Raw genomic sequence first — 25,825 nt, forward strand, 5'->3', positions numbered from 1 at the left:
CGCCCGGCGCCCCGGCGCCGGGCGGTCGCGACAAGCGTGCCGAGATCGGATATCATATCGCCGTTCTTGAAGTGGCAGCTGCGGGCGGCCATCCTGGCGGTGACCGCCCCGACACACGGGAGAAAGGTTATGGCCGGCTTTCATGTCATGGCGGACGCAGGTGGAATGCATGTACAGCCCACGGTGCGCCGCATCAGCACCGAGGATCTGCTCGATGCGCTCCGTCTCGGCGTAGAGGATTTCTGGGCCAAGCCGTCGCACTACGTGTTCCTGTGCCTGATCTATCCGGTGGTCGGCCTGATCCTGACGCAGTGGACGTCGGGCTCGAACGCCATCCAGCTCATCTATCCGCTGATGTCCGGCTTCGCTTTGGTCGGTCCGTTCGCTGCTATCGGCCTTTACGAAATCAGCCGCCGGCGCGAGTTCGGCATGGATACATCCTGGTGGCATGCGCTCGACGTGCGCCACTCCCCGGCGCTGCCCGCGATTGCGGTCATCGGTATCATGCTGGTGGTACTGTTCCTGCTCTGGCTGTTCACCGCGCAATCGATCTACACCAGCCTGTACGGCAATCAGCCTCCGGCCTCTATTGTCGGCTTTATTCGCGAGGTGCTGACGACCAGCAAGGGCTGGATGCTGATTCTGCTCGGCAACCTGGCCGGGTTCGCGTTCGCCGCGATCGTGCTGGCGACGACTGTCGTCGCCTTTCCGCTGCTGCTCGATCGTGACGTCGGCGCGGTCTCGGCAGTCGAGACGTCGGCAAGGGCAGTTATGACAAACCCGCTGCAGATGGCGCTGTGGGGCCTGATGGTCGCCGTGCTCCTGGTCATCGGCTCGATCCCGCTATTTGCCGGGCTTGCCGTTGTCATGCCCATCCTTGGCCACGCGACCTGGCATCTTTACCGCAGGGTGGTCGAACCGGAGCGGGCACAGCAGGTCAGGCGGCCGATGTAGGACCGATCAGCGTTGCGCGTCGGTTGCCATCTTGACGGCCAGCGCGGTCAGCACCGTGCCCATCATCCAGCGCTGGATCACAATCCATAAGGGCCGCCCGGCGAGGAAAACGGCGATCGAGCCGGCCGTCACCGCGATGATGGCATTGACGGTCAGGCTGATCGCGACCTGCGTGGCACCGAGCACCAGAAGCTGCGACAGCACGTGGCCCTTGCCGGGCTGATGAATTGCGGCAGCAGCGACAGATAGAGCACTGCCACCTTCGGCTTGAGCAGGTTGGTCATCAGCCCCATGGCGAACAGCTTGCGCGGTCTGTCTTTCGGCAGCTCGCGGATCTGGAAGGGCGAGCGCCCGCCGGGCTTCACCGTCTGCCAGGCGAGCCACAGTAAATAGAGCGCGCCGGCAAGGCGCAGCACGTCATAGGCAAAGGGCACGGCGAGCAGCAGCGCGGTGATGCCGAACGCCGCCGACAGCACGTAGAACAAAAAACCGAGCGCCACGCCGCCCAGCGAGATCAGCCCGGCTTTCGGCCCTTGCGACAGCGAGCGCGAGATCAGATAGATCATGTTCGGGCCGGGCGTCAGCACCATGCCGAGGCAGACCAGCGCGAAGGCAAAGTGGTTGGCGGGTTCAGGCAAGAGCGCATCTCCGGGTGGGGACACTCACCACACGCTTCCATCACCCGCAAGGGCATGAGGGCAGGAGCCTTTGCGCCAGCGCGCCGGGCCCCCTGCCTTAGTCGCCAATCCCATCGCCTTCAGCCGACGATGTGTCCCGTGCGACAATCGTGCGGACACAACGAAAGCTGGTGACATGGCGAAGCGCTTCGGCTAATCCGGGCCGGCCGCTACGGACCGTCGGTCGCGGCGCTTGCAACCATCATGATACAAGGACAACGGCATGGCGGATTCGCCCGACATCATCGGTTCGCTCACAGACCTGTCGGGAGCCTATTCAGCCATCCTGTGCGACGTCTGGGGCGTGGTGCACAATGGCGAATGGCATTTCCCCGCGGCGGCTGCCGCGCTGATCACTGCTCGCGCGGCGAAAATACCTGTCGTGCTGATCACCAATTCGCCGCGCCGCAGCGCCGACGTGGTGGCGCAGATGAACGCCATCGGCGTTCCTCCCGCCGCCTACGACCTTGTCGTGACGTCCGGCGACGTTACACGCGACCTGATCGCCGAAGGGCCGCGAAAGATCTTCCATATCGGCGCCGATCGGGATTTCACGCTCTATGAGGGCCTCGACGTCGAACTCGTCGAGGAGTTCGAAGCATCCGGTGTGGTCTGCACCGGCCTGTTCGACGACGAGGTGGAGAAGCCGGAAGATTATGCCGATCTTCTGCAGAGGCTGCGTGCCAGAAACCTGCCCTTCATCTGCGCCAATCCCGACATCGTCGTCGAGCGCGGCGAACGCATGATCTGGTGCGCAGGCGCTTTGGCCCGCGAATACGCACAGCTTGGCGGGCGCACGCTGATCGCCGGGAAACCTTATGCGCCGGTCTATGACGTCGCCATGAAGGAGATCGCCGACATTCTCGGCCGCCCGGTCGAGCGTTCACAAGTTCTGGCCATCGGCGACGGCATGATGACCGACATCAAGGGCGCGGCCGACAATGGCTTCGACGTGCTTTACGTATCGGGCGGCATCCATGCCCGCGATTACGGTGAAGCGCTGCAGCCGGATCCGGCCAGGCTCGCCGCCTTCCTGGAAAAATACGGCTACAGGCCGGTCGCAGTGATTCCCAGGCTGCAATAGGTTCAAGCCATGACGGCCATGTTCGAACGCATTTCCGCAACCGCACCGCTGCCGGCCCATCTGCGCGGCGGCGTGGTGGCGATCGGCAATTTCGACGGCGTCCACCGCGGCCACCAGGCGGTGCTCGAACGTGCGCGCGCCGAAGCGGAGCGTCGCGGCGTACCTGCCCTGGTGCTGACCTTCGTGCCGCATCCGCGAAAGGTGTTCAGGCCGGACATGCCGCTGTTCGTGCTGACGCCGCCGCCGATGAAGGCGCGGCTGTTGTCGCATCTGGGCTTTGCGGCGCTGGTCGAGCAGCCGTTCACACGCGAGTTCGCCTCCTTGTCGGCGGAGGCTTTCGTCACCGGCGTGCTCGAGCGCAACCTCGGCATAAGCCACGCCGTCACCGGCTTCGATTTCCACTTCGGCAAGGACCGCCAGGGCGGCCCGGCCTATCTGATGGCGGCCGGCGAGCGCCACGGCTTCGGCGTCACGCTGGTCGATGCGTTTCGCGACGAAAGCGCCGAGGTGGTGTCGTCGAGCCGCATACGCACGCTGCTGTGCGAGGGCAATGTGGCCGAGGCCGCCGGCCTGCTCGGCTACCGTTTCACCGTCGAGGCGGAGGTGATCGGCGGCCAGCAGCTCGGCCGGACGCTCGGTTTTCCGACCGCAAACATGAGGCTTTCGCCGGAAGCCACCCTTAAGGAAGGGATTTATGCCGTCCGCTTCCGCCGCGCCGACGGTTCGCTTCATGATGGCGTCGCCAGCTTCGGCCGCCGGCCGACCGTCGATGACAATGGCGCGCCGCTGCTGGAGACCTTCGTCTTCGACTTTTCCGGCGACCTCTACGGCGAGATTTGTGCCGTGTCCTTTTTCGGCTACCTGCGTTCGGAGGTGAAGTTCGACGGGCTTGACGCGCTGGTCGCCCAGATGAAGCGCGACGCGGCTGAGGCGAAGGCACTGCTCGCCGGCGTCAGGCCGCTTTCCGGGCTCGACGCGGCCGTAGCTTTTTAGAGCATCGTCCCGAACTGAAGGTCAGCGAAGCAAAAAGTGGGAACCGGTTTTCCGATAAATCATGCTCAAACCAGAATTTATCTCTTCAGCGCCAGGCCAAGGGCGATGAAGGTCCAGCCCTGGAAGATCAGGTCGACGGCCAGGAACAGGCCCAGCACCCACACGCTGTTGACCGGCCAGCCCATGGCGATGACCAGTCCCGCCAGTGCGCTGATGATGCCGGCTGCGACCACCCAGCCCCAGCCCGGCTGCGGCCGGTGGCTGTAGCCGACCCAAGCCCTGAGCACGCCTGAGGCAAGCAGCGCGACCGCCAGGAGGAAGGTCAGCACCGTCGAGGCGAGGACCGGATTGTCGAAGGCGAAGAAGCCGGCGACGGCGTAGAGGAGACCGCTGAGCAGCCAATAGAAGAAGCGGCCCCATGTCTTCACGCCGAAGGCATGGATGATTTCGACAACGCCGGCCATCAGCATCAGCCAGCCCACGACAAAGACGGAGGCGACGGTTGCGATGAACAGATTGCCGAAGGCGATGCCGCCGAAGACAAGCAGCAGCACCCCGAGCGCGACGAACCATCCCCATTTCGCCCGCGTCTGGCTGATCGCATCTTTCAAGGCATCGCCGTGCAGTGTCATCGCCTCTCCCTCAAGACTACTTGCCCTTTTTTGCCGGCTTTGAAGGTAACGCCGATAGGCCTTCTCGTAAAGCGAGCAGGGTGTGAGCGCCACACTCCCGAGCGATCCGCTTGCCAGACCTCCGCTTTTGACCCGAAGCGGCCAAATATCAGATGGAATATTCGATCATGTGCGGGGAGTGGGCCAGTGCTAAAAGATGACAAGCGGGTTTACGGGCGACCCGTCGTCCCGTGTATTCGCCATGGCGCAAGTGTAACGAAAAATTTCCAGCGCTGGCATTGGCCCTTTGTCGATGACGTGTGGCTGCCGCTGTATGCCGTTTTCAACGCTTGGCAAGACTAGGGAAGCAAAATGGGCGATGTGGACGAACACCTCGATCTGACAGAGATCAACGCCGTCCGGAGGTTGTTGACCTCAAAGCCGCGAACGGTCCGCTGGGACGAACGCCGGGCACGGCTCGACGAAGTCGGTTCGGTATGGCCGATTGCGGAGGACATCCGATGCGAGCATGTGGATTTCGATGGCCTCGCGGGCGAGTGGTCCCTGGCGCCTGGGAGTGACCGGAATAAGGTTCTGCTCTTTTTCCACGGTGGTGGCTACTGCTCCGGCTCTCTTAAAAGTCATCGTCGAATGGTTACCGAGGCAGGTCGGGCAATGGGAATGCGCACCCTCGCGATCGACTATCGACGCGCACCGGAACATCCTTTCCCCGCACAACATGAAGACGCACTCACGGCATGGCGCTTTCTGAGGCGGCAAGGGATCGCGCCGGATCGCATTGTGGTTGGCGGCGACAGTGCGGGCGGCAACCTCACCCTGTGCCTGGTCAGTATATTGCGCGCGGCAGGCGAGCCCTTGCCGCGATGTCTTTGGCTGGTTTCGCCCTGGACGGACCTTTCGATGTCCGGCGCGACACTATCAACGAAGGACGCGATCGACCCTATCATCCACCGGGCGTATTTAGAGGAACTGGCAGCCGCCTATGTTCCCCATAGTGCTAGTCGGCGCGATCCGCTGATCTCGCCTTTGTTCGCCGATCTGAGCGGATTTCCCCCAATGCTTATACAAGCCGGTTCGGCCGAGACGCTGTTGTCGGACGCAACTCGGCTCGCGGAAGCCGCTGGCGCTGCTGACGTCAAAGTACGTCTCGAAATTTGGCCGCATATGATTCACGCTTGGCCGGTTTGGAATGCGGGGTTGAGTGCCGGTCGGCGCGCTCTTCACAGCGCCGGCATGCTTGTCCGCGAGTATTTATAACCCTTGCAGAGGCAACTGCTGGCGTATTCCAGACGTCTTGATCTGGGATCTTGGTGCGCCAGTACAGTTCGCTGCAATCCGGAACAGGCCGGCCAACGCCGCCAATGTTACGGACATTAAGTCAAATTTTACCGAACTGGCGCCATGGCTTCAGTCAAGGCTGGTTGTATTGGCCAACGCGTTCGACGTATGGAGTAACGATGCGGTCTGTCCCGACGATCCCGACGGTCTTGGCCGCATTCATGCTCGGCACCTGCGGCGTTGCCAAGGCAGGCGAGGGCACCTTCGGCTGGCTGTCCGGAGACTGGTACCTGACGGTCGGCGCCACCGGCATGGTTGCCCCGAATTTCGAGGGCGGCAAGAAATACCTGCTCAGCGCCTCGCCGATCATCTCGCTCGGCAAGGCTGGTCCCGCGGCGCGCTTCACGTCGCGCAACGACAATATCTCATTGGCATTGATCGACGATGGCGGCGTCCGCGCCGGCCTGACAGGCAAGTTCCTGTTTTCCCGCGACGGTGGTGACGCCGACGAATTGAAGGGTCTCGACCCGGTGCGCTGGGGCGGGGAGGCTGGCGGCTTCTTCGAATTCTATCCTTTGGATTGGCTGCGTGCCCGCGCCGAATTGCGGCACGGCATTCGCGCCCACAACGGCTTTGTCGCCGACATCGCCGCCGACGCCTTTTACGATGTGACGCCCGATGTCAGGATTTCGGGCGGACCGCGCGTTTCGTTCGCCTCATCGGACTATTTCGACGCCTATTACGGCGTTGATGCCAAGGAGTCCCTGGCCTCGGGGCTCAGCGAATATCATCCCGGCGGCGGGGTGAAGTCGGCGGGCATCGGCGGCGCGGTGACCTGGAAGGTGACCGAGCCGATGACGGCCAGCCTGTTCGGCGAATATTCCCGCCTGATGGGCCCGGCCGCCGATTCCAGCCTGGTCAAGGAGCGCGGCTCCAGGGATCAGTTCATGATCGGCGTGTCGACGACCTATCGCTTCGATTTCTCGATGTGAGCGGGTAGGCGTCGGCTCATTTGATCAAACGGCTGTCGAACGGATAACGGTATAGGGCCGCAATCGTAATGCGTGACGCATCGTCATGGGTCGGGTTGAGCAGATAGTTGTTTGCTTTGCGCATTATGATCGAAGGAATTTTCATGAGCGCGTAACGATTGGCCGAGAGAAAGTCCGTGCCCTGTCGCCGTGTCGATTCCATGTCCTTGTCCCAGCCGTCATGGATAACCGGTTCGGTCATTTCTATTCCGTCCGGAACGTCGATTTCGATAAGCTGGTAGGTTTCCGGAACGGTTTCGCGCGTCGCATGCACCAGTATCTCCAGCAGTGCCGTGGAAGGGTGGTCGGTGCAATAGACGATGGGCATCCCGCGCCTGTTCCATCTTCCATCAACGAGCGTTCCGCCACGACCCGAGAGATCCGCGAAATTGGAGATGCGCCAGATGCGCATCGTCAGGCAAGCATGCCAAAGTCGATGCGGATAAGCTCTTCGGAAACGACGTGGGCGCCGGTCTCTGTCTCGAGGAGATCGATCGGCCTTGCACCATCCAATGCTATGATCTCGCTTCTCAGCCAACGCTGGGCTTTCTCATGGCTGCCGAATACCCGATCCGCCTGCTCGGCGATGCGTTCTAGGCGCAGGGCGCGGTCGGATTCAGCTGGCGAAAGCGGCTCGGCATGTTCCTTGCGACGCGCCAGCGTGCGGCGGGGGGCAACGATACGATAGAGTTCTTCGCTACTGAAACCCAGACTGCGCAGATGATCGATCTTGTCCGTAGGGACGGAAAAGTCGTGTGTTGCGCGAATTGCCCTTGCTGCGACCGACATGAACGTCTCCTTGGCACTGCAGGCCATTTGCCTGCAAATGTATGCGCAATTGGCACATAGCGCAAGGAAGCATCAGAGTTCGGGCTTTGCAATATCGCCTCTGTCGGTTAAAAGCCCAGCCATGACGAGCTTTTCGCGCCTTCTCGCGACTGCGATACGAATTACAGGCCCGGTGTTCCGGGCGGCCTGACGGCCGCCGGAGCCGCCGGGAATCTTGCGCGCGGCCTCTCGCGCTTTTTCCAGATCATGATAGTTCAACGCCCGGGCCCTTTTGCCGCCGGGCAACGCATATGGCAGACGAATGACTGATACCGAGACGATCGACTATTCCAAAACGCTCTACCTGCCGCAGACGGATTTCCCGATGCGCGCCGGTTTGCCGGAAAAGGAACCGCTGCTGGTCAAGCGCTGGCAGGATATGGACCTTTACCGCAAGCTGCGCGAAGACGCAGCCGGCCGCGAAAAATACGTGCTGCACGACGGCCCGCCGTATGCGAATGGCAACATCCATATCGGCCATGCGCTGAACAAGATCCTCAAGGACGTCATCACCCGCTCGTTCCAGATGCGCGGCTATGACTCGAACTATGTGCCGGGTTGGGATTGCCACGGCCTGCCGATCGAATGGAAGATCGAGGAGCAGTACCGCGCCAAGGGCAAGAACAAGGACGAGGTGCCGGTCAACGAGTTCCGGCAGGAATGCCGTGAGTTTGCGGCGCACTGGATCAAGGTGCAGGGCTCCGAATTCCAGCGCCTCGGCGTCGTCGGCGACTTCGACAATCCTTATACGACGATGGCTTTCCACGCCGAGGCGCGGATCGCCGGCGAGCTGCTGAAATTCGCCATGTCCGGCCAGCTCTATCGCGGCTCCAAGCCAGTGATGTGGAGCGTGGTCGAGCGCACCGCGCTGGCCGAGGCAGAGGTCGAATACCAAGACTATGAGTCGGACACGATCTGGGCGAAGTTTCCGGTCGTCAGCCTCGCTCGCCAGGTCATCAACATCGAGGATGGGCAGCCAGCCTTGGATCCCAAGCTGACGCAGACGTCGCTCGATCTGCTTGATGCCAACGTCGTCATCTGGACGACGACGCCGTGGACAATCCCCGGCAATCGCGCCGTCAATTACTCGCCGCGCATCAACTATGGTCTCTACGAGGTTACGGCGGCCGAGAACGCCTTTGGTCCTCAGCCCGGCGAAAAGCTGATCTTTGCCGAGAAGCTTGCGGACGACGCTGCCGCGAAGGCCAAGGTCACTCTGAATCGGCTTCGCAACGTTGGCGCCGAAGAGCTTGAAAACCTTACGCTTTCGCATCCCCTCAAAGCTCTAGGCGGCGGCTACGATTTTCCCGTGCCGATGCTCGCCGGCGATCATGTCACCGACGATGCGGGCACCGGATTCGTCCACACCGCGCCGGGACACGGCCGCGAAGACTTTGACGCCTGGATGGATGCAGCCTCTGATCTTCGCCAGCGCGGTATCGACACTGCGATTCCCTTCACGGTCGACGATGCCGGCTTCTTCACCAAGGACGCGCCGGGCTTCGGCCCGGACCGCGAGGGTGGAGCGGCGCGCGTCATCGACGACAATGGCAAAAAGGGCAATGCCAACCAGGCTGTCATCGACGAGCTGATCAAGCGCAACGCGCTGTTCGCGCGCGGCCGGCTGAAGCATTCCTATCCGCATTCCTGGCGCTCAAAGAAGCCAATCATCTTCCGCAACACGCCCCAATGGTTCGTCTATATGGACAAGGAGCTTGGCGACGGCACGACGCTGCGCAGCCGCGCGCTGAAGGCCATTGACGATACCCGCTTCGTGCCCGCCGCCGGCCAGAACCGCATCCGCGCCATGATCGAGGAGCGCCCCGACTGGGTGCTGTCGCGCCAGCGCGCCTGGGGCGTGCCGATCGCCGTCTTTGCCGATGCCGATGGCAATGTGCTGCGCGACGAGGCGGTCAACCAGCGCATCATGGACGCCTTTGAGAAGGAAGGCGCCGACGCCTGGTTCGCCGCCGGCGCCAAGGAGCGGTTCCTCGGCAATCACGATGCCTCGAAATGGCAGCAGGTGATGGACATCCTCGACGTCTGGTTCGATTCGGGCTCGACGCATGCCTTCACGCTTGAAGGCCGGCCGGACCTGAAATGGCCGGCCGACGTCTATCTCGAAGGCTCCGACCAGCATCGCGGCTGGTTCCACTCCTCGCTGCTCGAAAGCTGCGGCACCAGGGGCAGGGCGCCCTACGACACCGTCGTCACCCATGGCTTCACCATGGATGAGGAGGGGCGGAAAATGTCGAAGTCGCTCGGCAACACCGTCGTGCCGCAGGACGTCATCAAGCAGTCCGGCGCCGACATCTTGCGGCTGTGGGTGGTGACGACCGACTATTGGGAAGACCAGCGGCTCGGCAAGAACGTGCTGCAGACCAACATCGACGCCTACCGCAAGCTGCGCAACACGGTTCGCTGGATGCTGGGCACGCTCGCCCATGACGACGGCGAGGAGGTGCCGCTGGACAAGATGCCGGAGCTGGAGCGGCTGATGCTGCACCGGCTCGCTGAACTCGATGAAGTCGTACGCTCAGGCTACGACGCCTTCGAATTCAAGCGCATCACCCGCGCGCTGCTCGACTTCATGGTGGTCGAGCTGTCGGCGCTCTATTTCGACATCCGCAAGGACGCGCTTTACTGCGAAGCGCCTTCCAGCGTGAAGCGCAAGGCTTCCGTCCAGGTGGTGCGCCATCTCTTCGACTGCCTGGTGAAATGGCTGGCGCCGATGCTGCCCTTCACCATGGAAGAGGCTTGGCTCGACCGTCATCCGGATGCGGTCTCCCTGCATCTCGACCAGTTCCCGGAGATCCCGGCGGACTGGAAGAACGAGGCGCTGTCGGAGAAGTGGCGCAAGGTGCGGCAGGTCCGCCGTGTCGTCACCGGCGCGTTGGAAATCGCCCGTGCGCAGAAGGTCATCGGCTCTTCGCTGGAAGCGGTGCCGGTCGTCACCCTCGACGATGCCGTGCTCGAAGCGGCGATCGCCGATGTCGACATGGCCGAGATGGCGATCACCAGCGATCTGGTAATCGTGCACGGCAAGGCGCCGGCGGGCAGCTTTACCCTCGACGACGTCAAGGGCGTCGCCGTGGTCGTCGAGAAGGCGGAGGACCGCGGCCTGGTGAAATGCGCGCGCTCCTGGCGCTACACCGCCGATGTCGGCTCAGATCCGGAATTCCCCGATGTTTCGGCCCGTGACGCCGCTGTCCTGCATGAGCTGAAAGCTTTGAGCCGCCTCTAAGGCGGTGCACAAATGCCACGGCGGGCGGCCGATCGGCCCCCGCGCGTTGCCCTTAACGAGTGGTTGAGGTAAACACGCGAAACTCCGGACGACAAATTGTCGCCGGAATTCCGTCGGAAGAGCATAGGCGATGGGGACCGGACCTTTCTTTGGCCGGCGGCAATCGAGAGGCTGTCTACAGTGGGACTTTTTGGCATGACCGAGAGAACTTACGCGCGCGTTGCGCTGCTAGCGCCGCTTGTCGTATCGGGCCTCGCTTTGTCCGGCTGCATGGGCTCGCCCACTTACGGGACCGACAAGACCGCGGGCGCGCAGCTTGCCGGTGACCTCACCGGGGCGTTTTCCTTCGCACCCAAGCGCAAGGATAGTATCGACTACAAGCCGCGCCCCACGCTGGTGAAGCCAGGACCGGGGCAGAAGGAAGTCTTGCCGCCGCCGCAGGAAAGCATCGAGACGGCAAGCGCCGAATGGCCCGAATCGCCGGAGCAGCGCCGTGCCCGCCTGCGCGCCGATGCCACGCTGCATCAGGACGACCCGGCCTACCAGGCGCAGGTCATCGATGACGTGCAGACGGATCCGGCGTCGGTCAAGGCCGCGCTGAAGCAGTCGGGCTCGAGCCACCCGCCAGCCTGGACTCCGGCCGATTCGGACAAGGGCCGCGCCGCGGAAATCATGCGCCGCCGGGCTGAAGGCAAACAGGGCGACCCGACCACCCGCAGATATCTGAGCGAGCCGCCGGTGCAATACCGCGCTGCTGCCGACACTGCGCCGCAGGGCGACCTCGGCGAGGACGAGTACAAGAAGGAACGACGCCTCAAGAAGGAGGCGGCCGCCAAGAGCAAGAGTGGCGGCATGTTCGACTGGCTGCCTTGGTAGCCTGACGGCGCCAGAGACTTTCTGGCCTGGATGGTTGACTTGGATTTGGACCGTCTGGCGGACCAGAAAATCAGGGTCCGCGTCGCTCGCGAAAAAAGTCTTTCAGCAGCGCTGCTGCAGCGTTCTCGGCCATGCCCGGATAGATGTCGGGCACATGGTGGCAGGTCGGTGACGTGAAGAAGCGAACGCCGTTGACCACTGCGCCGCCCTTCTCGTCGGCAGCGCCGAAATAGAGCCGGCGCAGCCTGGCGAAGGAGATGGCGCCGGCGCACATGGCGCACGGCTCCAGCGTCACATAGAGATCGTGGCCGCTGAGCCGCTCGCTGGAAAGCTTGCGGCAGGCCTCGCGGATCGCCAGCATCTCGGCATGGGCGGTGGGATCGGCGAACTCGCGGGTGCGGTTGCCGGCACTCGCAACGACCGTATCGCCGCCGACGACGACCGCGCCAACCGGCACTTCGCCACGCAGGGCGGCGGCTTCGGCTTCTTTCAGCGCCAGCGCCATGAAATCCTGCCGCTTCACGCGGTTTCCATTCCGATTATCTCCTCGCCACTAGAGCGCGATCCTGTTACTACCCGCGCAAACGAGCAAAGGCCACATGGACGACAAAAACAAGAAATTCCCGCGCAAGGCCGGCCCGAAACCGGCGGGGCCGCGCGGTCGCGATAGCGCTCGCGGCAAGGGCGGCAAGCCGTCCTTCGGCGCCAAAAAACCTTATGCTCCGCGCGGCGACCGGCCGGCGGCGGCCGAAGGCGAACGGCCGAAGCGCGACTTCAAAGGCGGCGACAGGCCGTTCAGCAAAGTGCCGCGTCCGGAAGGCAAGCCTTATGAAAAGCGCGAGGGTCCACGCAAGCCTTATGCGCCGCGCGGCGACCGGCCAGAAGCTGCCGAAGGCGAGCGGCCGAAGCGCGACTTCAAAGGCGGCGACAGGCCGTTCAGCAAAGGGGCGCGTCCGGAGGGCAAGCCTTATGAAAATCGCGAAGGTCCGCGCAAGCCTTACGCACCGCGCGGCGACCGGCCGGCAGCTGCCGAAGTCGAGGGCGGCGAGAGGCGCTTCGACCATCCCAAGCGTGACTTCGGCGATCGTCCCAAACGTGATTTTGGCGGCGATCGACCCCATGGGGCACAAAGGGCACAGGCGGCATCGGAAGGCGGCTTCAAGCCGCGCCCGCGTCGCGTCGAGGCAACGGAAGAAGCCGGCGAACGCATTGCCAAGCGGCTGGCGCGTGCCGGCCTGGCCTCGCGCCGCGACGCCGAGGAACTGATTGCGGCCGGCCGCGTCAAGGTCAATGGCAAGGTGTTGTCCTCGCCGGCCTTCAACGTGATGCCCGGCGACATCATCCATCTCGACGGCATGGAGATCCCGCCGATCGAGCGCACCAGGCTGTTCCTGTTCCACAAGCCGGCCGGCGTGGTCACGACAAACCGCGATCCCGAAGGCCGCAAAACCGTCTTCGACGTGCTGCCGCCTGGGCTGCCGCGGCTGATGACCATCGGCCGGCTCGACATCAACACCGAAGGCCTGCTGCTGCTCACCAACGATGGCGGCCTGTCGCGGGTGCTCGAACTGCCGGCCACCGGCTGGCTCAGGCGCTATCGCGTGCGCGTCCACGGCAAGGTCGAAGAAAGCGCGCTTGCCGGCCTGCGCGAAGGCCTTGCCGTCGACGGCGTCTTTTATGGCGCCATCGAAGCGACGCTCGACCGCGAGCAGGGCTCGAACGCCTGGCTGACACTCGGCCTGCGCGAAGGCAAGAACCGCGAGGTCAGGAACATCCTGGGCTCGCTCGGTCTCGACGTGACGCGGCTGATCCGTATTTCCTACGGGCCGTTCCAGCTCGACGATTTGCCGGACGGCCATGTGCTGGAGATCAAGGGCCGCGTGCTGCGCGACCAGCTCGGTGAGCGCCTGGTCGAGGAATCAGGCGCCAATTTCGATGCCGATATCGCCAAGCCGTTTTCCAACAAACCGGTCAGGCGTGAGCGGGAGGAGGAGCCCGAGCGGCCGAAATTCACCCGCGACGGCGAACGCCGGCCGATCGGCGAGGGCGGCCTGATTAAGAACCGCAAGCGCCGCGAAGGCAGCCGCGACGAAGCGCTCGGCAAGCTGTCGACAAGCCCCGACAGGAGCTTTGGGCCGAAAAAGAGCTTTGGCGAGCGTGGCCCCAGACCTGAACGCGGCGACTTCGGGGACAAACCCCGTGGCGACAAGCCTCGTGGCGGCTTCGGTGGGAAGAAATCCGAACGCGAGCAGCGGCCGATCGAGCCGCCGGGCCAGCGCAAGGCCAATGTCTGGATGGCGCCGGGCGCACGGCCGATCGGCAAGGGCAGGGCTGAGGCAGATGCCGCCAAGGCGGCAGAAAACAAGGCGCGCAAGGCCTCGTTCAAGCCGTCTTACGGCAAGCCCGGCGGCAAGCCGCAAGGCGGCGGCGCAAAGCCGTTCGGAAAGCCACGCGGCGAGCGTCCGGATAGTGGTGGCGACCGGCCGCGTGGCGGCCCGAAGGGAAGCAATGCGGATCGTCGGCGGTGAGTTTCGCGGGCGTCCGCTGGCGACGCCCCGCACCTTTGCCATCCGCCCGACGACCGACCGCACGCGTGAGGCGGTCTTCAACGTGCTGACGCATCGCTTTCCCGAAAAACTGAACGGCGCGCGCGTGCTCGACCTGTTCGCCGGCACCGGCGCGCTCGGCCTCGAAGCGCTGTCGCGCGGCGCCTCCTACGCTGTCTTCATCGAAGAATCCGCCGAAGGGCGCGGCCTGATCCGCACCAATGTCGAGGTCTTCGGCCTCACCGGCCGCACCAAGATATTCCGCCGCGACGCGACGGGCTTGGGCGAGGCGGGCACCATCGCCGCATTTGGCCTGGTCTTTGCCGATCCGCCCTATGGCAAGGGCCTTGGCGAACGCGCTTTGCGCTCGGCCAAGGCCGGCGGCTGGCTAGCCCCTGGCGCGCTCTGCGTCATCGAGGAAGCGGCGGCGGCGCCGTTCGAGGCAGGGCTGGGCTTTTCGGTTGTCGACGAGCGCAACTATGGCGAGACGGTCATCCGGTTCATCGAGGCCGCCTGAGTTCGGCTTCCACGATGGCGCCTTCAAAATGACGAACAATTCGCTTTGCCTCGACCAGCAACCCCGCCTATCGTCCCATCACAAACCGGAGCCATCTATGACATTTCAGGCTGAATGGCTGCGCGGAACGCTCTTGGGACTGGCTCTGGTGATGGCCGCGCCGGCTCTGGCGGATAACAATCCTGACGATAGCGTCGTGACCGATTTCCTGCTCGACAACGGCATGGAGGTCGTCGTCATCCCCGATCACCGCGCCCCGATCGTCACCCATATGGTCTGGTACAAGATCGGCAGCGCCGACGAGCCGCCGGGCAAGTCCGGCATTGCCCATTTCTTCGAGCATCTGATGTTCAAGGCGACCAGCGAGCATGCGGCCGGCGAGCTCGACCGCGCCGTCGCTTCCATCGGCGGCTCGGACAACGCCTTCACCTCCTACGACTACACCGCCTTTCACGAGACGGTGGTGCCGCAGGCGGTCGGTGAGATGATGGGCTTCGAGGCCGACCGCATGCGCAATCTCATCCTCAACGACGATGTCATCAAGACCGAGCGCGACGTCATCCTCGAGGAGCGCCGCTCGCGCATCGACTCAAATCCGCAGGCGGTGCTCGACGAGGAGATCGACGCCACGCTGTGGCAGAACCAGCCCTACCGCATTCCGGTCATCGGCTGGATGCAGGAGATGGAGAAGCTGAACCGCACCGACGCGATGGCCTTCTACAACAAATACTACACGCCCAATAACGCCGTGCTGGTGGTGGCCGGCGATGTCGAGCCGGAAACGGTCAAAGCGCTGGCCGAAAAGACCTATGGCAAGGTCGCGCGCGGCCCGGATCTGCCGCCGCGCATCCGCCCGGTCGAGCCGGAACAGAACACCAGGCGTACGGTGACGCTGACCGACGGGCGCGTCAGCGTTCCGAGCTTCACCACGCAATGGGTGGTTCCGTCCTATCACACGGCAAAACCGGGCGAAGCCGAAGCGCTCGACGTTCTGTCCGAAATCCTTGGCGGCGGCAACCGCAGCCGGCTCTACCAGGAGCTTGTCGTCAGGCAAGGCATCGCCGCCGAGGCTGGCGCCTTCTTCCAGGGCACCATGCTCGACGACACCAATTTCACCGTCTATGGCGCGCCGCGCGGCGATGCCAAGCTTGCCGACATCGAAGCCGCGGTCGACGCCGAGATCGCCCGCATCGCGAAAGACGGCGTCACCAGCGACGAGCTGGAAAAATCCAAGGACCGTTTCGTCCGCTCGATGATCTTTGCCCGCGACAAGCAGGAGGACATGGCCAACATCTACGGCTCGACGCTCGCCACCGGCGGTAACGTCCAGGATGTCCAGCAATGGCCGGACCGCATCCGCAAGGTCACCGCCGACCAGGTCAAGGCGGTCGCTGCCCGCTATCTCAATCTCGACCACGCAACGACCGGCTATCTTCTGCCGCAAACCCAGGCTGGGAATTGATTTGATGATGAGCCAGCATGGTCCCGCTCTGCCTTCTCCCCTCGTGGGCTCCTCCCCTTCTCCCCTTGTGGGAGAAGGTGGCCGAGCGAAGCTCGGTCGGATGAGGGGTGTTCCAGCTTGGCACCAACGGCACTCCGTCCAACACCCCTCAACCGTCTCGACGCTTCGCGCCGATCCACCTTCTCCCACAAGGGGAGAAGGGAAGCGCGCGCACGCCGGTCCTCTTCTAGCAACCCTCATCCTCTCCCTCGTCTTCCTCGTCCTGCCGGCGCTTTCCGCCCGCGCCGCCATGAACATCCAGGAGGTGACCTCGTCGAAGGGCATCACCGCCTGGCTGGTGGAGGATTATTCGGTGCCGATCGTCGCCATTCGTTTCGTTTTCGATGGCGGCGCGACGCAGGATCCGCGCGGCAAGGAAGGGCTTGCCAATCTGATGAGCGGCCTGTTCGACGAAGGCGCCGGCAACCTCGACAGCGAGGCCTTCCAGATCAAGCTTGACGATGTCGGCGCCGAGATGAGCTTCGATGCGCAGCGCGACGGCATCTACGGCTCGATGCGCATGCTGGCCGAGCAGCGCGACGGCGCCTTCGACCTGTTGCGCGTGGCGGTCAACCAGCCGCGCTTCGACCAGGTGCCGATCGACCGCATCCGCTCGCAGATCCTGTCCGGCATCATCGCCAACGAGCGCGATCCCGACACGCTCGCCCAACGCAAATGGCTGGACGCGATCTACGGCCGGCATCCCTATGCGCGGCCCGACCAGGGCACCAGGCAAAGCATCGCGACGATCACGCCGGCCGATCTCAGCGCCTTCCACAAGGCGAATTTCGCCCGCAACGGCCTGCATGTCGCGGTGGTCGGCGCCATCGACGCCGAGACGCTGAAGCAGAAGCTCGACCTGGTGTTCGGCAGCCTGCCGGAAAAGCAGGCGCTTACGCCCGTTCCCGACATCGACCTGAAGCTCGGCCAGCAGCTCGAGGTCGTTTATGACCAGCCGCAGGCCTCGCTGCAACTCGCCTATCCCGGCGTGAAGCGGAATGCGCCGGACTTCTTCGCCGCCGTGCTGATGAACGAGATCCTCGGCGGCGGCACCTTCACCTCGCGGCTGTTCGACGAGGTGCGCGAGAAGCGCGGCCTGGCCTATAGCGTCAGCTCCGACCTCGTCGACCACCAGCATTCCGAGGCGCTGTCCATCACCACCTCGACCCGCGCCGACAGGGCGGCCGAGACGCTGGCTGTGGTGCGCGACGTGGTCAAGCGCATGGCCGAGGAGGGGCCGACCGAAGCCGAGCTGGCGGCGACCAAGAAATACATGATCGGTGCCTATGCCATCAACAATCTGAATTCCTCCGGCGCGATTGCCTCAACGCTGGTCGAGATCCAGCTCGGCAAGCTCGGCATTGACTACATGCAGCGCCGTGCCGCGCTGATAAACGCGGTGACGCTGGACCAGGTCAAGGCGGCGGCGAAGAAGCTGCTCTCCGCCGAGCCGGCGGTCATGGTGGTCGGGCCGAAGCTCGGCGCGGCCAACAAGGGATGAGCCCTAGCTTCGGCATCGCCTTTGGCGGCGGCGGCGCGCGTGGGCTGGCGCATATCCATGTCATCGAGGCGCTGGACGAGCTGGGCATAAGGCCGGCGGCAATCGCCGGTTCGTCGATCGGCGCCATCATGGGCGCCGGCATGGCCTCGGGCATGACCGGCAAGGACATCCACGACTATACGCGCTCGATCCTCGGCCGCCGCGCCGAAGTGGCGACGCGCATGTGGCGGGCGCGGCCCGGCACTTTTGCCGAGGCGGTGCAGGGCGGCTTGCGGGTCAGCCAGTTCAATGTCGAGCGCATCCTCAAGGCATTCCTCCCCGACGCCATTCCCGAGACCTTCGCCGAACTCAAAATACCGCTGAAGGTGACGGCAACCGATTTCTACGGACACAAGCTCGCGGTGCTCGACGAAGGCGAGCTGCATTCGGCGCTGGCCGCCTCGGCGGCGATCCCGGCGGTGTTCCGCCCGGTGATGCGCGACGGCAGGCTGCTGATCGACGGCGGCATCTACAATCCCGTGCCGTTCGACCTCATCGAGCTCGACGCCGACATCATCATTGCCGTCGACGTGGTCGGCGCGCCGACCGAGGCCGGGCGCAAATTCCCGACCTCCGTCGACCTGATGTTCGGCGCCACGCAGCTGATGATGCAGTCGATCATCGCCAGCAAGCTCAACCAGAGCCGGCCCGACATTCTGATCCGGCCGGCGGTGTCGAAATACCGGGTGCTCGATTTCATGAAGGTCGAGGCGCTGATGGCCGAGACGGTGGCGATCAAGGACCAACTGAAGCGCGAGATCGAAAAGGCGGTCGAGGCCTGCACCAAGGCCGAAACCAGCAAGCGCACAAACCGTCTCGGCGGATGACAGCCGTCAGTCGTCGGGCGTCAGCGCCCGCTGGACCATGAGCGTGTATCCTTCGTAAGTGGCGCGGATCAGCTCGAGATTGGCGCCAATCTCAGCCCCACTTCATCTCGCCGGTGGCGACCTTGGAGCCGATGTCGAGCGCGACGCCCATGCCGAGGCCGGGGAAGCGGGCTTCCATGGCGCTCTTCAGCGCGGCAGCGTCCTTGGCCTTGGCCAGTTCTTCCTCGAAAGCGACGAGATAGGCCCTGGTGTGCTCGACGCCCGAAAGGTCCGTAGCGGCCTCAGGCGCCATGTGCCCGGGCACGACGATCGCCGGCTTGCGCGCCGCGATCTTTTCGAGATTGGCAAGCCAGGCGGCGCGCAGTTCCCTGGTCGGCGTGTCGGCGGTCCAGACATGCACGCCGGCAAAGATCATCACCCCGCCGAACACCGCGTTCAGCGACGGCACGAAGAGATAGCGCCGGTTGGCGAGGCCTTCCGCGGCGACGATCTCGATGCTCTCGCCATCGACGCTGAGCGCCTTGCCGTCGAACGCTTCGGGGATGACGACATCGGCCAGCGCCTGCGGGCCATTCTCCTTCAGCTGCGGCCCCCAGACGGCAAGCTTCTTTTCGACATTGCCGTTGATGGCGGCCACCGTCTCGGCCGCGGCGATCACCCGTGCCTGCGGGAACGCCTGCCTGATCGGCTTGAGGCCGAAATAATAGTCCGGGTCGGACTGGCTGACATAGATGGTGGTGAGCGTCTTGCCCGTCGCCTTGATCGCCTCGGCCACGGCCCGGCCGTCGGGGTAGGTGAAACCGCCATCGATCAGCACGGCTTCGGCGGCGCCGGAGACCAGCACCGGGGCGCGAAAGAAGCCGTTTTGCCCAGCGGGAAAATGCTTCCAGGAAAGCCCGCCGGCCGCATGGCCGAGCCCGGCGGGAGCAAAGACCGCGGCAGCGCCGGCGGCGAGGGTGGTTTTCATGATGGCTCTCCGTGTGAACATGGATGTCTCCTGGGAATGCGGAACTCGGCGGCGCGCAGCCTCGATGCCCGCAAGATTGCAAAAGCGGAATGCGTATTGAAGGCCGACAAAATAGACGTAATGTATGCCATTGCCTGACAATGAGCTGCACCTGCCATGAGCGAAGCATGAACCTGAACCGTCTGGCCTATTTCGCAGCGGTGGTCGATGCCGGATCGTTCACGCGGGCCGCCGAGCGGCTGGGCATCACCAAGGCGGTCGTCAGCCAGCAGGTAGCTCGGCTGGAGCGCGATGTCGGAACGACGCTGCTGATCCGCACGACGCGGCGCGTCCATCCGACCGAGGCCGGCCGGACATTCCATGCCCGCTGCCTGCAGGTCCTGCAGCAGGCCGAGGATGCCTTCGACGAGCTCGCGCAGGCCGCCGCCGAGCCGACCGGCACGCTGCGCATCGCCGCGTCTAACGACTACGGCACGTCGGCGGTGGTGCCGGTGGTCGCCGCCTTCAGCGCGCGCTATCCCGCCTGCCGGGTGGAGCTGACGCTGGGCGACGAGACGATCGACCTGGTTTCCGGCCACATCGACGTGGCCATCCGCGTCGGCTGGCTGGCCGATTCCAGCCTGCAGGCGCGGCGCATCGGCACCTTCCAACAATTCATGGTATGCGGCGCCGGCTTTGCAGGCCGGTTCACCGCCGGCGAACCGCAAGATCTTGCCGGGCTGCCCTTCGTCGCCAACATGGCGCTGCGCGAACCGCTGCTATGGCAATTTTCGCGCGGCGATGACGAGCAGGCCGTGCGCATGCAGGCAACGATTGCGATCGACGCGACGCCGGCAGTGCTGGCGGCGGTCCGCGCCGGCGCCGGCCTGTCGGTGCTGCCGGACTTTTTGGTGCGGGACGAGCTGGCCGCCGGGCGGCTGGTGCAGATCCTGCCCGAGTGGCGGCTGCCCTCCGGCGGCATCTACACAGTCTACCCCGCCGCCCGCTTCCGCCCGCCCAAGGTGATGAGGTTTGTCGAGATGCTGATTGCGGCCGTGCAGAAGGTGGAGGCAGGCGGGCGGGGGCGGTAGATTTGGGCGAGGCGCCCTTGGCCGAAGCTGCCAATCTCCCCCTCAAGGGGGGAGATTAGCCTTCATCACGGCTTGCCCATTCCAGCCGCATATTCCAGCGCCACCACGCCGTTGCTGAATTGCCTGGCCGAAATCAGCTCGAGCGGCAATTGCGCGCCGGGCGGGAACAGCAGCTTGCCCTGGCCGACGGCACCGGGGTAGCTGAGCAGCCTGATGCGGTCGACAAGGCCGTGGCGCAGCAATTCCTGCGCGACGCTGAGGCTGCCATGCACATAGATGTTGCCGCCGCTGCCTTGCTTCATCCCTCTGACCGCGTCCGGCAAGGCGCCAGTCAGCAGCTCTGCCGGCTGCCAGTCGAGCGCCGTCAAGCTGGTCGAGGCGACATATTTCGGCAGTGCGTTGAAGCGGTCGGCAAAATCTCCGGTCTCCTTGGGCCACGAGCCGGCAAAGATCTCATAGGTCGTGCGCCCCAAAAGCATGGCGCCGCTATCGGCAAGCTCGTCGTCCTTGAATTTTTGCATCTCGTCGTTCCAGGCGACGCTCGGCAGCTTCTCGACCTCGGCGATCCCATCGACGCTGATGAATTCGGTGACGATGAGTTTTCGCATGGCGGGTTCCTTTCTGCCGGAGGCGGGCGCGGGTCTTGTGCGAACTGCGCCATCAACTAGCGCGGCGCTTTTTCAGGGGCAGGGCTTTCCCCTGTTCGCTTCCAAAGACCGATACCGTGGGAGAAGCTTCTCCGGCCTGCCCGTCGTTCAGTCATGCCACAAGGTCCGTATCGGAGGCCGGTCTTTTTTGCCTGTCCCCGATTGGATCTGGTTCGTAGTTACCGGCTGCCTACAGGTGGGCAATACCGGCTTTCAGCAGTCCTTCGCGGACGTGCTGCACATCAGACTCCTGGGCATAGTGCAGGGTGGCGATAAATGAATCGAGGTCGAATTGGGGATCGAGCGTTCTGATCTTGCCTAGATGCGCCGCGGCCGCGATTTCGTCGCCGAGCCAGCCGTAGCAGGCAGCGGCGAAAGCGTGCTGAACCGAGTCCATGGTTGACAGATGCATGAAAGCTTCGATCGCCTCGCCATACTGGCGCGCGGCGAAATGCGCCTTTCCCAGATGGCTCCAGAACCTCTCCGGGTGGTGCGGGTTCAACTGCATTGCCTTGCGGATCCATTCAATTCCCTCTTCCGGCCTCCCCAGCCACGTCAATAACTCGCCTTGCTGCACCACCACGAGGTCGTAATTGGGATTGAGGGCCAGCGCCCGCTCTTGATGGTAGCGCGCTGTGGTCAGCTCATTGTTGTTCACGTTCACTGCGGCGAGGATGCGGTGGACATCGGCATCGTTGTTGTCCAGCGCCAGCGCCCTGTCCAGCGCTGCCTTAATGTTGTTCCAGACGGCATCCCTGTCTTCGCACCAGTTATGGACCCAGGCCTGGCCAAGAATGCAGGCCCGCCAGGCATGGGCATGGGCATAATCGGGGTCGAGCGCGACGGCCCTCTCTATCAAGGTTTGCGCGCGTTCATTATCCGCAATCGTGCTTCGGTGATGCAGCACCTTGGCAGCAAGCACACATTCATACGCGGCCATATTTGCAGGTTTCGCCCGCGCGAGCTGGTCCCGCTGAGCCGCCTCGACACGACCGGGCAGCGTGGCTGCGATCGCCGCGGTCACCTCATCCTGAATCGCGAATATGTCGTCCAGCTTCCGGTCATATTTGTCTGCCCAGATATGAGCGTCATTCGCCGTGTCGATGAGCTGAACCGTCACGCGCACCCTGTCGCCGATCTTGCGGACGCTTCCCTCCACCAGGTATTGGACGTCGAGTTTTTCGGCCACCTCGCGCACATTCACGGCGCGGTTCTTGTAGACGAAGGCGGAATTGCGCGAGATGACGAACAGCTCATGGTGGCGGGACAGTTCCGTGATGATGTCCTCCGTCAGTCCGTCCGCGAAAAATTCCTGCTCGGGGTCGCCGCTCATGTTGCTGAATGGCAGCACCACTATCGAAGGTTTCGAGATGGATCGCTTTGCCTCGACTTGTGGCAGGACAGGACTGTCAAACCCAACGCGATAGAGGCGAACCGGGCGGCTGATGTTCTTTAACGTCTTCTCGCCCAGGTCCTCCATGGCAATTTCGAGACGGTCGGCAATTTGGGTCGCCACCGCTGCGGTCACGCAGATGCCGCCGACGTCGGCGAGTTGCTCGATGCGCGAGGCAATATTGACGCCGTCGCCGAAAATATCATCATCGTCGAAAATGATGTCGCCGAGATTTATGCCGATCCTGAATTCGATGCGCCGTTCTTGCGGCACATCCGAATTGCGCCGTTTCATGCGCTGTTGGATTTCCACGGCGCATTTCACGGCATCGGTCACGCTCTGGAACTCAACGAGCATGCCGTCTCCGGTGGTCTTGATGATCCGGCCCTTGTTCTTCGCGATGGCGGGATCGACCAGTTCTATGCGATGGGTGCGAAGGCGTGCGAGCGTGCCGGATTCGTCGGCCTCCATTAGCCGACTGTAGCCCGCCATATCGGCAGCCAGAATTGCGGCTAGTCTCTGTTCCATCGCTGAACCAAAAACCAAGCCTATACTTCCTGGGCTGCCAAATCCAGCAATTTGGGTTGGTGGCTGAATCACGAAGTCTTCCTACCGCAGCAGCAAGAAAGGGCGCCTTCCGCCTGGTGGCTGCGAACTCGATCGCATCAATCGCCGGAGACGCCCCGATCCACGCGGCGTCAAACTCGTCGACGCGACATATTTCGGCAGCGCGTTGAACCGGTCGGCGAAGTCTCCGGTCTCCTTAGGCCACGAGCCGGCAAAAATCTCATAGGTCGTGCGCACAAAAGCATGGCGCCGCTGTCGGCCAGCTCGTCATCCTTGAACTTTTTGCATTTCATCGTTCCAGGTCACGCCCGGCAGCTTCTCGACCTCGGCAATGCCATCGACGCTGATGAATTCGCTGATGATGAGTTTTCTCATGGGGGGTCGTTTCTGTCGGGGGACGGATGGGACGGGGCTTTTGCGACAGGCCCGGTGAATTAGAGCCGCGTTCTGTCATGGGGAGGGGCGTTCCCCATTAGCTTCCAAAGACCGATAGGTGGGGAAAAGCTTCTCCGACCTGGACTAAGCTCCCAAGGTCGGATGATATTACCTGGGGCAGGCATCTCCAAAGAACAAATTGTAGAAAGATCATGGGGTTCGGGGTCTTCATTCACCGGTCAGATTCGATCTACAAAGACCACCCGGCTGAGCAATACCAGTTTCCTAGCCAATATCTGCGCCGGGTTGAAGCATGCGTCGGCGACTGGATCATCTACTATGAGCCCAGCAAGGTAGAAGAGAGCCGCGGCTATTTCGCCGTAGCCAAAGTCCAACAGGTCATCCCCGATCCTGCGAAGCCTGATATGTACCTCGCTCTGATCGAGCCCGGAACCTACCTCGATTTCGTCAATCCTGTTCCGTTTAACGGCGCGAATGGCATCGTTGAGAAGAGTGTACTTAACGACGAAGGGCGGATTTCCGGTCGCGCCCAATCGGCGGTCCGGCCAATCAGTCCAACCGACTTCAACCGCATTATCGATCTCGGCTTGGACAGTAATGAGTTATTGCTGCCGCGCGTTGATGAGAGCGGCACGTCGCTTGGCTTTCAGGATGAGCCAGCGCCGTTCGAGTTCGAGCAGAGCCGTGACCGCGTGAGTTACATTGGGTCACGAATCGTACGAGATCGTATTTTCCGCCGCATCGTCTTGCGCGCCTATGACGAACGCTGCGCGATTACGGGACTCAAGTTGATAAATGGCGGCGGCCGAGCAGAGGTTTCCGCGGCGCATATTCGACCGGTTGAAGCGAACGGTCCCGATATTGTCAACAATGGGATCGCACTGTCCGGTACAGCGCATTGGATGTTCGATCGCGGATTGATCAGCCTATCCGACGATCTGGAAATCCTGATCTCGCGACAGGTTAATGACCTCGACAGCGTGCAGGCGTTCGCAAACAAGACTCGCCGTGCACTTCCGCCTCGCCGACAGTCTGAGCGCCCGCATCCTCGTTTCTTGCAGTGGCACCGCGAGAACTGCTTTAAGCAGTGAGGCGCCGCCGGCGTGTTGGTGGGTGAGTTGGAACGGCCACTTTTGACCACTTGGCGACCTTCATTGTCCGCTTCTCGAATGGCAGCAATGCGCCTTACATTCGGTCATTCGTGCCAAAGTTTCCTTGCTCCTAGAAGCCGCCATTCGGTCATCTAGCCGGCGACAGCTGCACCGTCGCCTCGCGCGATATGGACAGCCCTCCGAGAAGCGGAGCGTACGCGGCGAGCCTGCGGGATACGAACTCCGTGAAGAGCCGCACGCGCTTCGTCTTGCGTGTTTCACCCTGTGTGAGAAGCCAGAGCGTTCCGTACATGTGCAGATCGGTGCCCGGCACCCTCACCAGTAGGGGGTCGGCATCGCCAATGAAGCACGGCAGTGTCGTCATCCCGAGCCCTTGCCGTACAGCAGCGATCTGCGCCTCGCCGTCCGTGGTCCTGAATGGGATCCTCGTGGTGCGAACCTCACCCTCGCTGGCCCATTCCGGAATTCCATGAATGCTTATGACGATCCACCGGATGGGATCAGGCGCGCCCGCACGCCATGCGGCTAGTCGATCGCAGGACATGTAGACGCCGCCGAACAGCTCCGGTCCCTTCTGGCCGTGAAGATTGAGCGGCAGGGTTTTGCGGTCGTAGACGACGCGGATGGCGACGTCGGCCTCTCGGTTGGTCAGATTTGCGAGCTCGCCGGACGACAAGATCTCCATCTCGATGTCCGGATGCAGACGCGCGAAATCGGCGAAGTCCGCGATGAGCAGGTGTGTCGCGAGGGACGGAGCCAACGTCACCCGCAGAAGCCCGCGCACGCTCTGGTCGCGCCCGAAGACGCGCGTCTCCAGCTGGTGCGACGACGCTTCCATCTGGTTCGCGAGCTCGAGGACCTCCTCGCCCGCAGCCGTCAGGCGGTAGCCCGAAGGCAGCTTTTCGAACATCTGCGCCCCGAGGCGGTCCTCGAGCTGGGCGATGCGTCGCAGCACCGTCGCGTGGTTGACGCCGAGGCGCTTGGCGGCAGCCCGCACCGAGCCTCCGCGCGCGACGGCAAGAAAGTAGCGAATGTCATCCCAGTCGATCATGGTGCAATCCGGCACCGCGCGGTGCGCCTTCCAAGCCCATTCTAACACACTGATCTGTAGTAGCTGGATCATTTTCGCACCACCGATGTGCGCG

22 protein-coding genes and 1 pseudogene are annotated in these 25,825 nt (G+C 63.3%); 14 read left to right on the forward strand and 9 right to left on the reverse strand.

The window, feature by feature from the left end:
• Window positions 1-129 precede the first annotated feature (129 nt).
• Window positions 130-954 carry a DUF2189 domain-containing protein gene (locus NKH23_RS09430; protein ID WP_352911232.1) on the forward strand — a complete coding sequence of 275 codons (825 nt, stop codon included), beginning with the start codon at window positions 130-132 and terminating at the stop codon, window positions 952-954.
• A 6-nt stretch (window positions 955-960) separates the two neighbouring features.
• Here the strand turns inward: NKH23_RS09430 and NKH23_RS09435 are convergent.
• Window positions 961-1,592 (reverse strand): annotated as a pseudogene (locus tag NKH23_RS09435) (LysE family translocator).
• A gap of 262 nt (window positions 1,593-1,854) precedes the next feature.
• On the opposite strand from NKH23_RS09435, the gene NKH23_RS09440 reads away from it, so the two are divergent.
• Both NKH23_RS09440 and NKH23_RS09445 read left to right on the forward strand, forming a co-directional pair.
• Window positions 1,855-2,715: a TIGR01459 family HAD-type hydrolase gene (locus NKH23_RS09440; protein WP_352911229.1), complete on the forward strand. Its 861-nt coding sequence runs from the start codon at window positions 1,855-1,857 to the stop codon at window positions 2,713-2,715.
• Between the two features lie 9 nt (window positions 2,716-2,724).
• Window positions 2,725-3,708: a bifunctional riboflavin kinase/FAD synthetase gene (locus NKH23_RS09445; RefSeq protein WP_353034591.1), complete on the forward strand. Its 984-nt coding sequence runs from the start codon at window positions 2,725-2,727 to the stop codon at window positions 3,706-3,708.
• A 77-nt stretch (window positions 3,709-3,785) separates the two neighbouring features.
• Here the strand turns inward: NKH23_RS09445 and NKH23_RS09450 are convergent, their stop codons facing one another.
• Complete coding sequence (locus tag NKH23_RS09450; RefSeq protein ID WP_352911224.1) at window positions 3,786-4,340, reverse strand: HdeD family acid-resistance protein; 555 nt, start codon at window positions 4,338-4,340, stop codon at window positions 3,786-3,788.
• A gap of 351 nt (window positions 4,341-4,691) precedes the next feature.
• Between NKH23_RS09450 and NKH23_RS09455 the strand changes: the two genes are divergently transcribed.
• Window positions 4,692-5,597 carry an alpha/beta hydrolase gene (locus NKH23_RS09455; RefSeq protein ID WP_353015992.1) on the forward strand — a complete coding sequence of 302 codons (906 nt, stop codon included), beginning with the start codon at window positions 4,692-4,694 and terminating at the stop codon, window positions 5,595-5,597.
• Between the two features lie 200 nt (window positions 5,598-5,797).
• A complete protein-coding gene (locus NKH23_RS09460; protein ID WP_352911219.1) occupies window positions 5,798-6,610 on the forward strand; it encodes a MipA/OmpV family protein in 813 nt (270 codons plus the stop codon).
• A 16-nt stretch (window positions 6,611-6,626) separates the two neighbouring features.
• Here NKH23_RS09460 and NKH23_RS09465 read toward each other — a convergent pair whose 3' ends face one another.
• Window positions 6,627-7,061 (reverse strand): RES family NAD+ phosphorylase, encoded by a 435-nt coding sequence (locus NKH23_RS09465; protein WP_352911216.1) that lies wholly within the window; start codon window positions 7,059-7,061, stop codon window positions 6,627-6,629.
• A 2-nt stretch (window positions 7,062-7,063) separates the two neighbouring features.
• Complete coding sequence (locus tag NKH23_RS09470) at window positions 7,064-7,438, reverse strand: Xre family toxin-antitoxin system antitoxin (RefSeq protein WP_254817430.1); 375 nt, start codon at window positions 7,436-7,438, stop codon at window positions 7,064-7,066.
• A 301-nt stretch (window positions 7,439-7,739) separates the two neighbouring features.
• On the opposite strand from NKH23_RS09470, the gene ileS reads away from it, so the two are divergent.
• Both ileS and NKH23_RS09480 read left to right on the forward strand, forming a co-directional pair.
• On the forward strand, window positions 7,740-10,721 hold the full coding sequence (ileS, locus tag NKH23_RS09475) for an isoleucine--tRNA ligase (RefSeq protein ID WP_352911212.1): 2,982 nt from the start codon (window positions 7,740-7,742) through the stop codon (window positions 10,719-10,721).
• A 195-nt stretch (window positions 10,722-10,916) separates the two neighbouring features.
• Window positions 10,917-11,597: a hypothetical protein gene (locus tag NKH23_RS09480; protein WP_352715085.1), complete on the forward strand. Its 681-nt coding sequence runs from the start codon at window positions 10,917-10,919 to the stop codon at window positions 11,595-11,597.
• 70 nt (window positions 11,598-11,667) lie between these two features.
• On the opposite strand, the gene NKH23_RS09485 is transcribed toward NKH23_RS09480, so the two are convergent.
• Window positions 11,668-12,120: a nucleoside deaminase gene (locus NKH23_RS09485; RefSeq protein ID WP_292653914.1), complete on the reverse strand. Its 453-nt coding sequence runs from the start codon at window positions 12,118-12,120 to the stop codon at window positions 11,668-11,670.
• A 76-nt stretch (window positions 12,121-12,196) separates the two neighbouring features.
• Here NKH23_RS09485 and NKH23_RS09490 point away from each other — a divergent pair, with 76 nt between their 5' ends.
• From NKH23_RS09490 to NKH23_RS09510, 5 genes are all read left to right on the forward strand, one after another.
• Window positions 12,197-14,125 (forward strand): pseudouridine synthase, encoded by a 1,929-nt coding sequence (locus NKH23_RS09490; RefSeq protein ID WP_353034593.1) that lies wholly within the window; start codon window positions 12,197-12,199, stop codon window positions 14,123-14,125.
• Complete coding sequence (gene rsmD, locus NKH23_RS09495) at window positions 14,106-14,660, forward strand: 16S rRNA (guanine(966)-N(2))-methyltransferase RsmD (RefSeq protein ID WP_352911208.1); 555 nt, start codon at window positions 14,106-14,108, stop codon at window positions 14,658-14,660. The genes NKH23_RS09490 and rsmD overlap by 20 nt, the downstream gene beginning before the upstream one ends.
• A 97-nt stretch (window positions 14,661-14,757) precedes the next feature.
• Complete coding sequence (locus tag NKH23_RS09500) at window positions 14,758-16,122, forward strand: M16 family metallopeptidase (RefSeq protein ID WP_352911205.1); 1,365 nt, start codon at window positions 14,758-14,760, stop codon at window positions 16,120-16,122.
• A gap of 289 nt (window positions 16,123-16,411) precedes the next feature.
• Window positions 16,412-17,662, forward strand: coding sequence for a M16 family metallopeptidase (locus NKH23_RS09505; RefSeq protein WP_352911202.1), 1,251 nt, complete (start codon window positions 16,412-16,414; stop codon window positions 17,660-17,662).
• Entirely contained in the window at window positions 17,659-18,528 is an 870-nt protein-coding gene (locus tag NKH23_RS09510) for a patatin-like phospholipase family protein (protein WP_352911199.1), read from the forward strand. The genes NKH23_RS09505 and NKH23_RS09510 overlap by 4 nt, the downstream gene beginning before the upstream one ends.
• A 91-nt stretch (window positions 18,529-18,619) precedes the next feature.
• Here NKH23_RS09510 and NKH23_RS09515 read toward each other — a convergent pair whose 3' ends face one another.
• The gene (locus NKH23_RS09515; RefSeq protein ID WP_352911196.1) at window positions 18,620-19,516 is read right to left on the reverse strand and encodes an MBL fold metallo-hydrolase; all 897 of its coding nucleotides are present in this window, start codon (window positions 19,514-19,516) and stop codon (window positions 18,620-18,622) included.
• 146 nt (window positions 19,517-19,662) lie between these two features.
• On the opposite strand from NKH23_RS09515, the gene NKH23_RS09520 reads away from it, so the two are divergent.
• Window positions 19,663-20,565: a LysR family transcriptional regulator gene (locus NKH23_RS09520; protein WP_353015990.1), complete on the forward strand. Its 903-nt coding sequence runs from the start codon at window positions 19,663-19,665 to the stop codon at window positions 20,563-20,565.
• Window positions 20,566-20,630: 65 nt separating this feature from the next.
• Here the strand turns inward: NKH23_RS09520 and NKH23_RS09525 are convergent, their stop codons facing one another.
• Window positions 20,631-21,173, reverse strand: a complete 543-nt coding sequence (locus NKH23_RS09525) for a dihydrofolate reductase family protein (protein WP_352911192.1) — start codon at window positions 21,171-21,173, stop codon at window positions 20,631-20,633.
• A gap of 229 nt (window positions 21,174-21,402) precedes the next feature.
• Window positions 21,403-23,133 carry an adenylate/guanylate cyclase domain-containing protein gene (locus NKH23_RS09530; RefSeq protein ID WP_352911621.1) on the reverse strand — a complete coding sequence of 577 codons (1,731 nt, stop codon included), beginning with the start codon at window positions 23,131-23,133 and terminating at the stop codon, window positions 21,403-21,405.
• Between the two features lie 626 nt (window positions 23,134-23,759).
• Between NKH23_RS09530 and NKH23_RS09535 the strand changes: the two genes are divergently transcribed.
• Entirely contained in the window at window positions 23,760-24,659 is a 900-nt protein-coding gene (locus NKH23_RS09535) for an HNH endonuclease (protein WP_352911190.1), read from the forward strand.
• Between the two features lie 148 nt (window positions 24,660-24,807).
• On the opposite strand, the gene NKH23_RS09540 is transcribed toward NKH23_RS09535, so the two are convergent.
• Window positions 24,808-25,731 carry a LysR family transcriptional regulator gene (locus tag NKH23_RS09540; protein ID WP_353025037.1) on the reverse strand — a complete coding sequence of 308 codons (924 nt, stop codon included), beginning with the start codon at window positions 25,729-25,731 and terminating at the stop codon, window positions 24,808-24,810.
• Between the last annotated feature and the right edge of the window lie 94 nt (window positions 25,732-25,825).

It is taken from the genome of Mesorhizobium sp. M1328 (assembly GCF_040318075.1).
Taxonomy (GTDB): domain Bacteria; phylum Pseudomonadota; class Alphaproteobacteria; order Rhizobiales; family Rhizobiaceae; genus Mesorhizobium.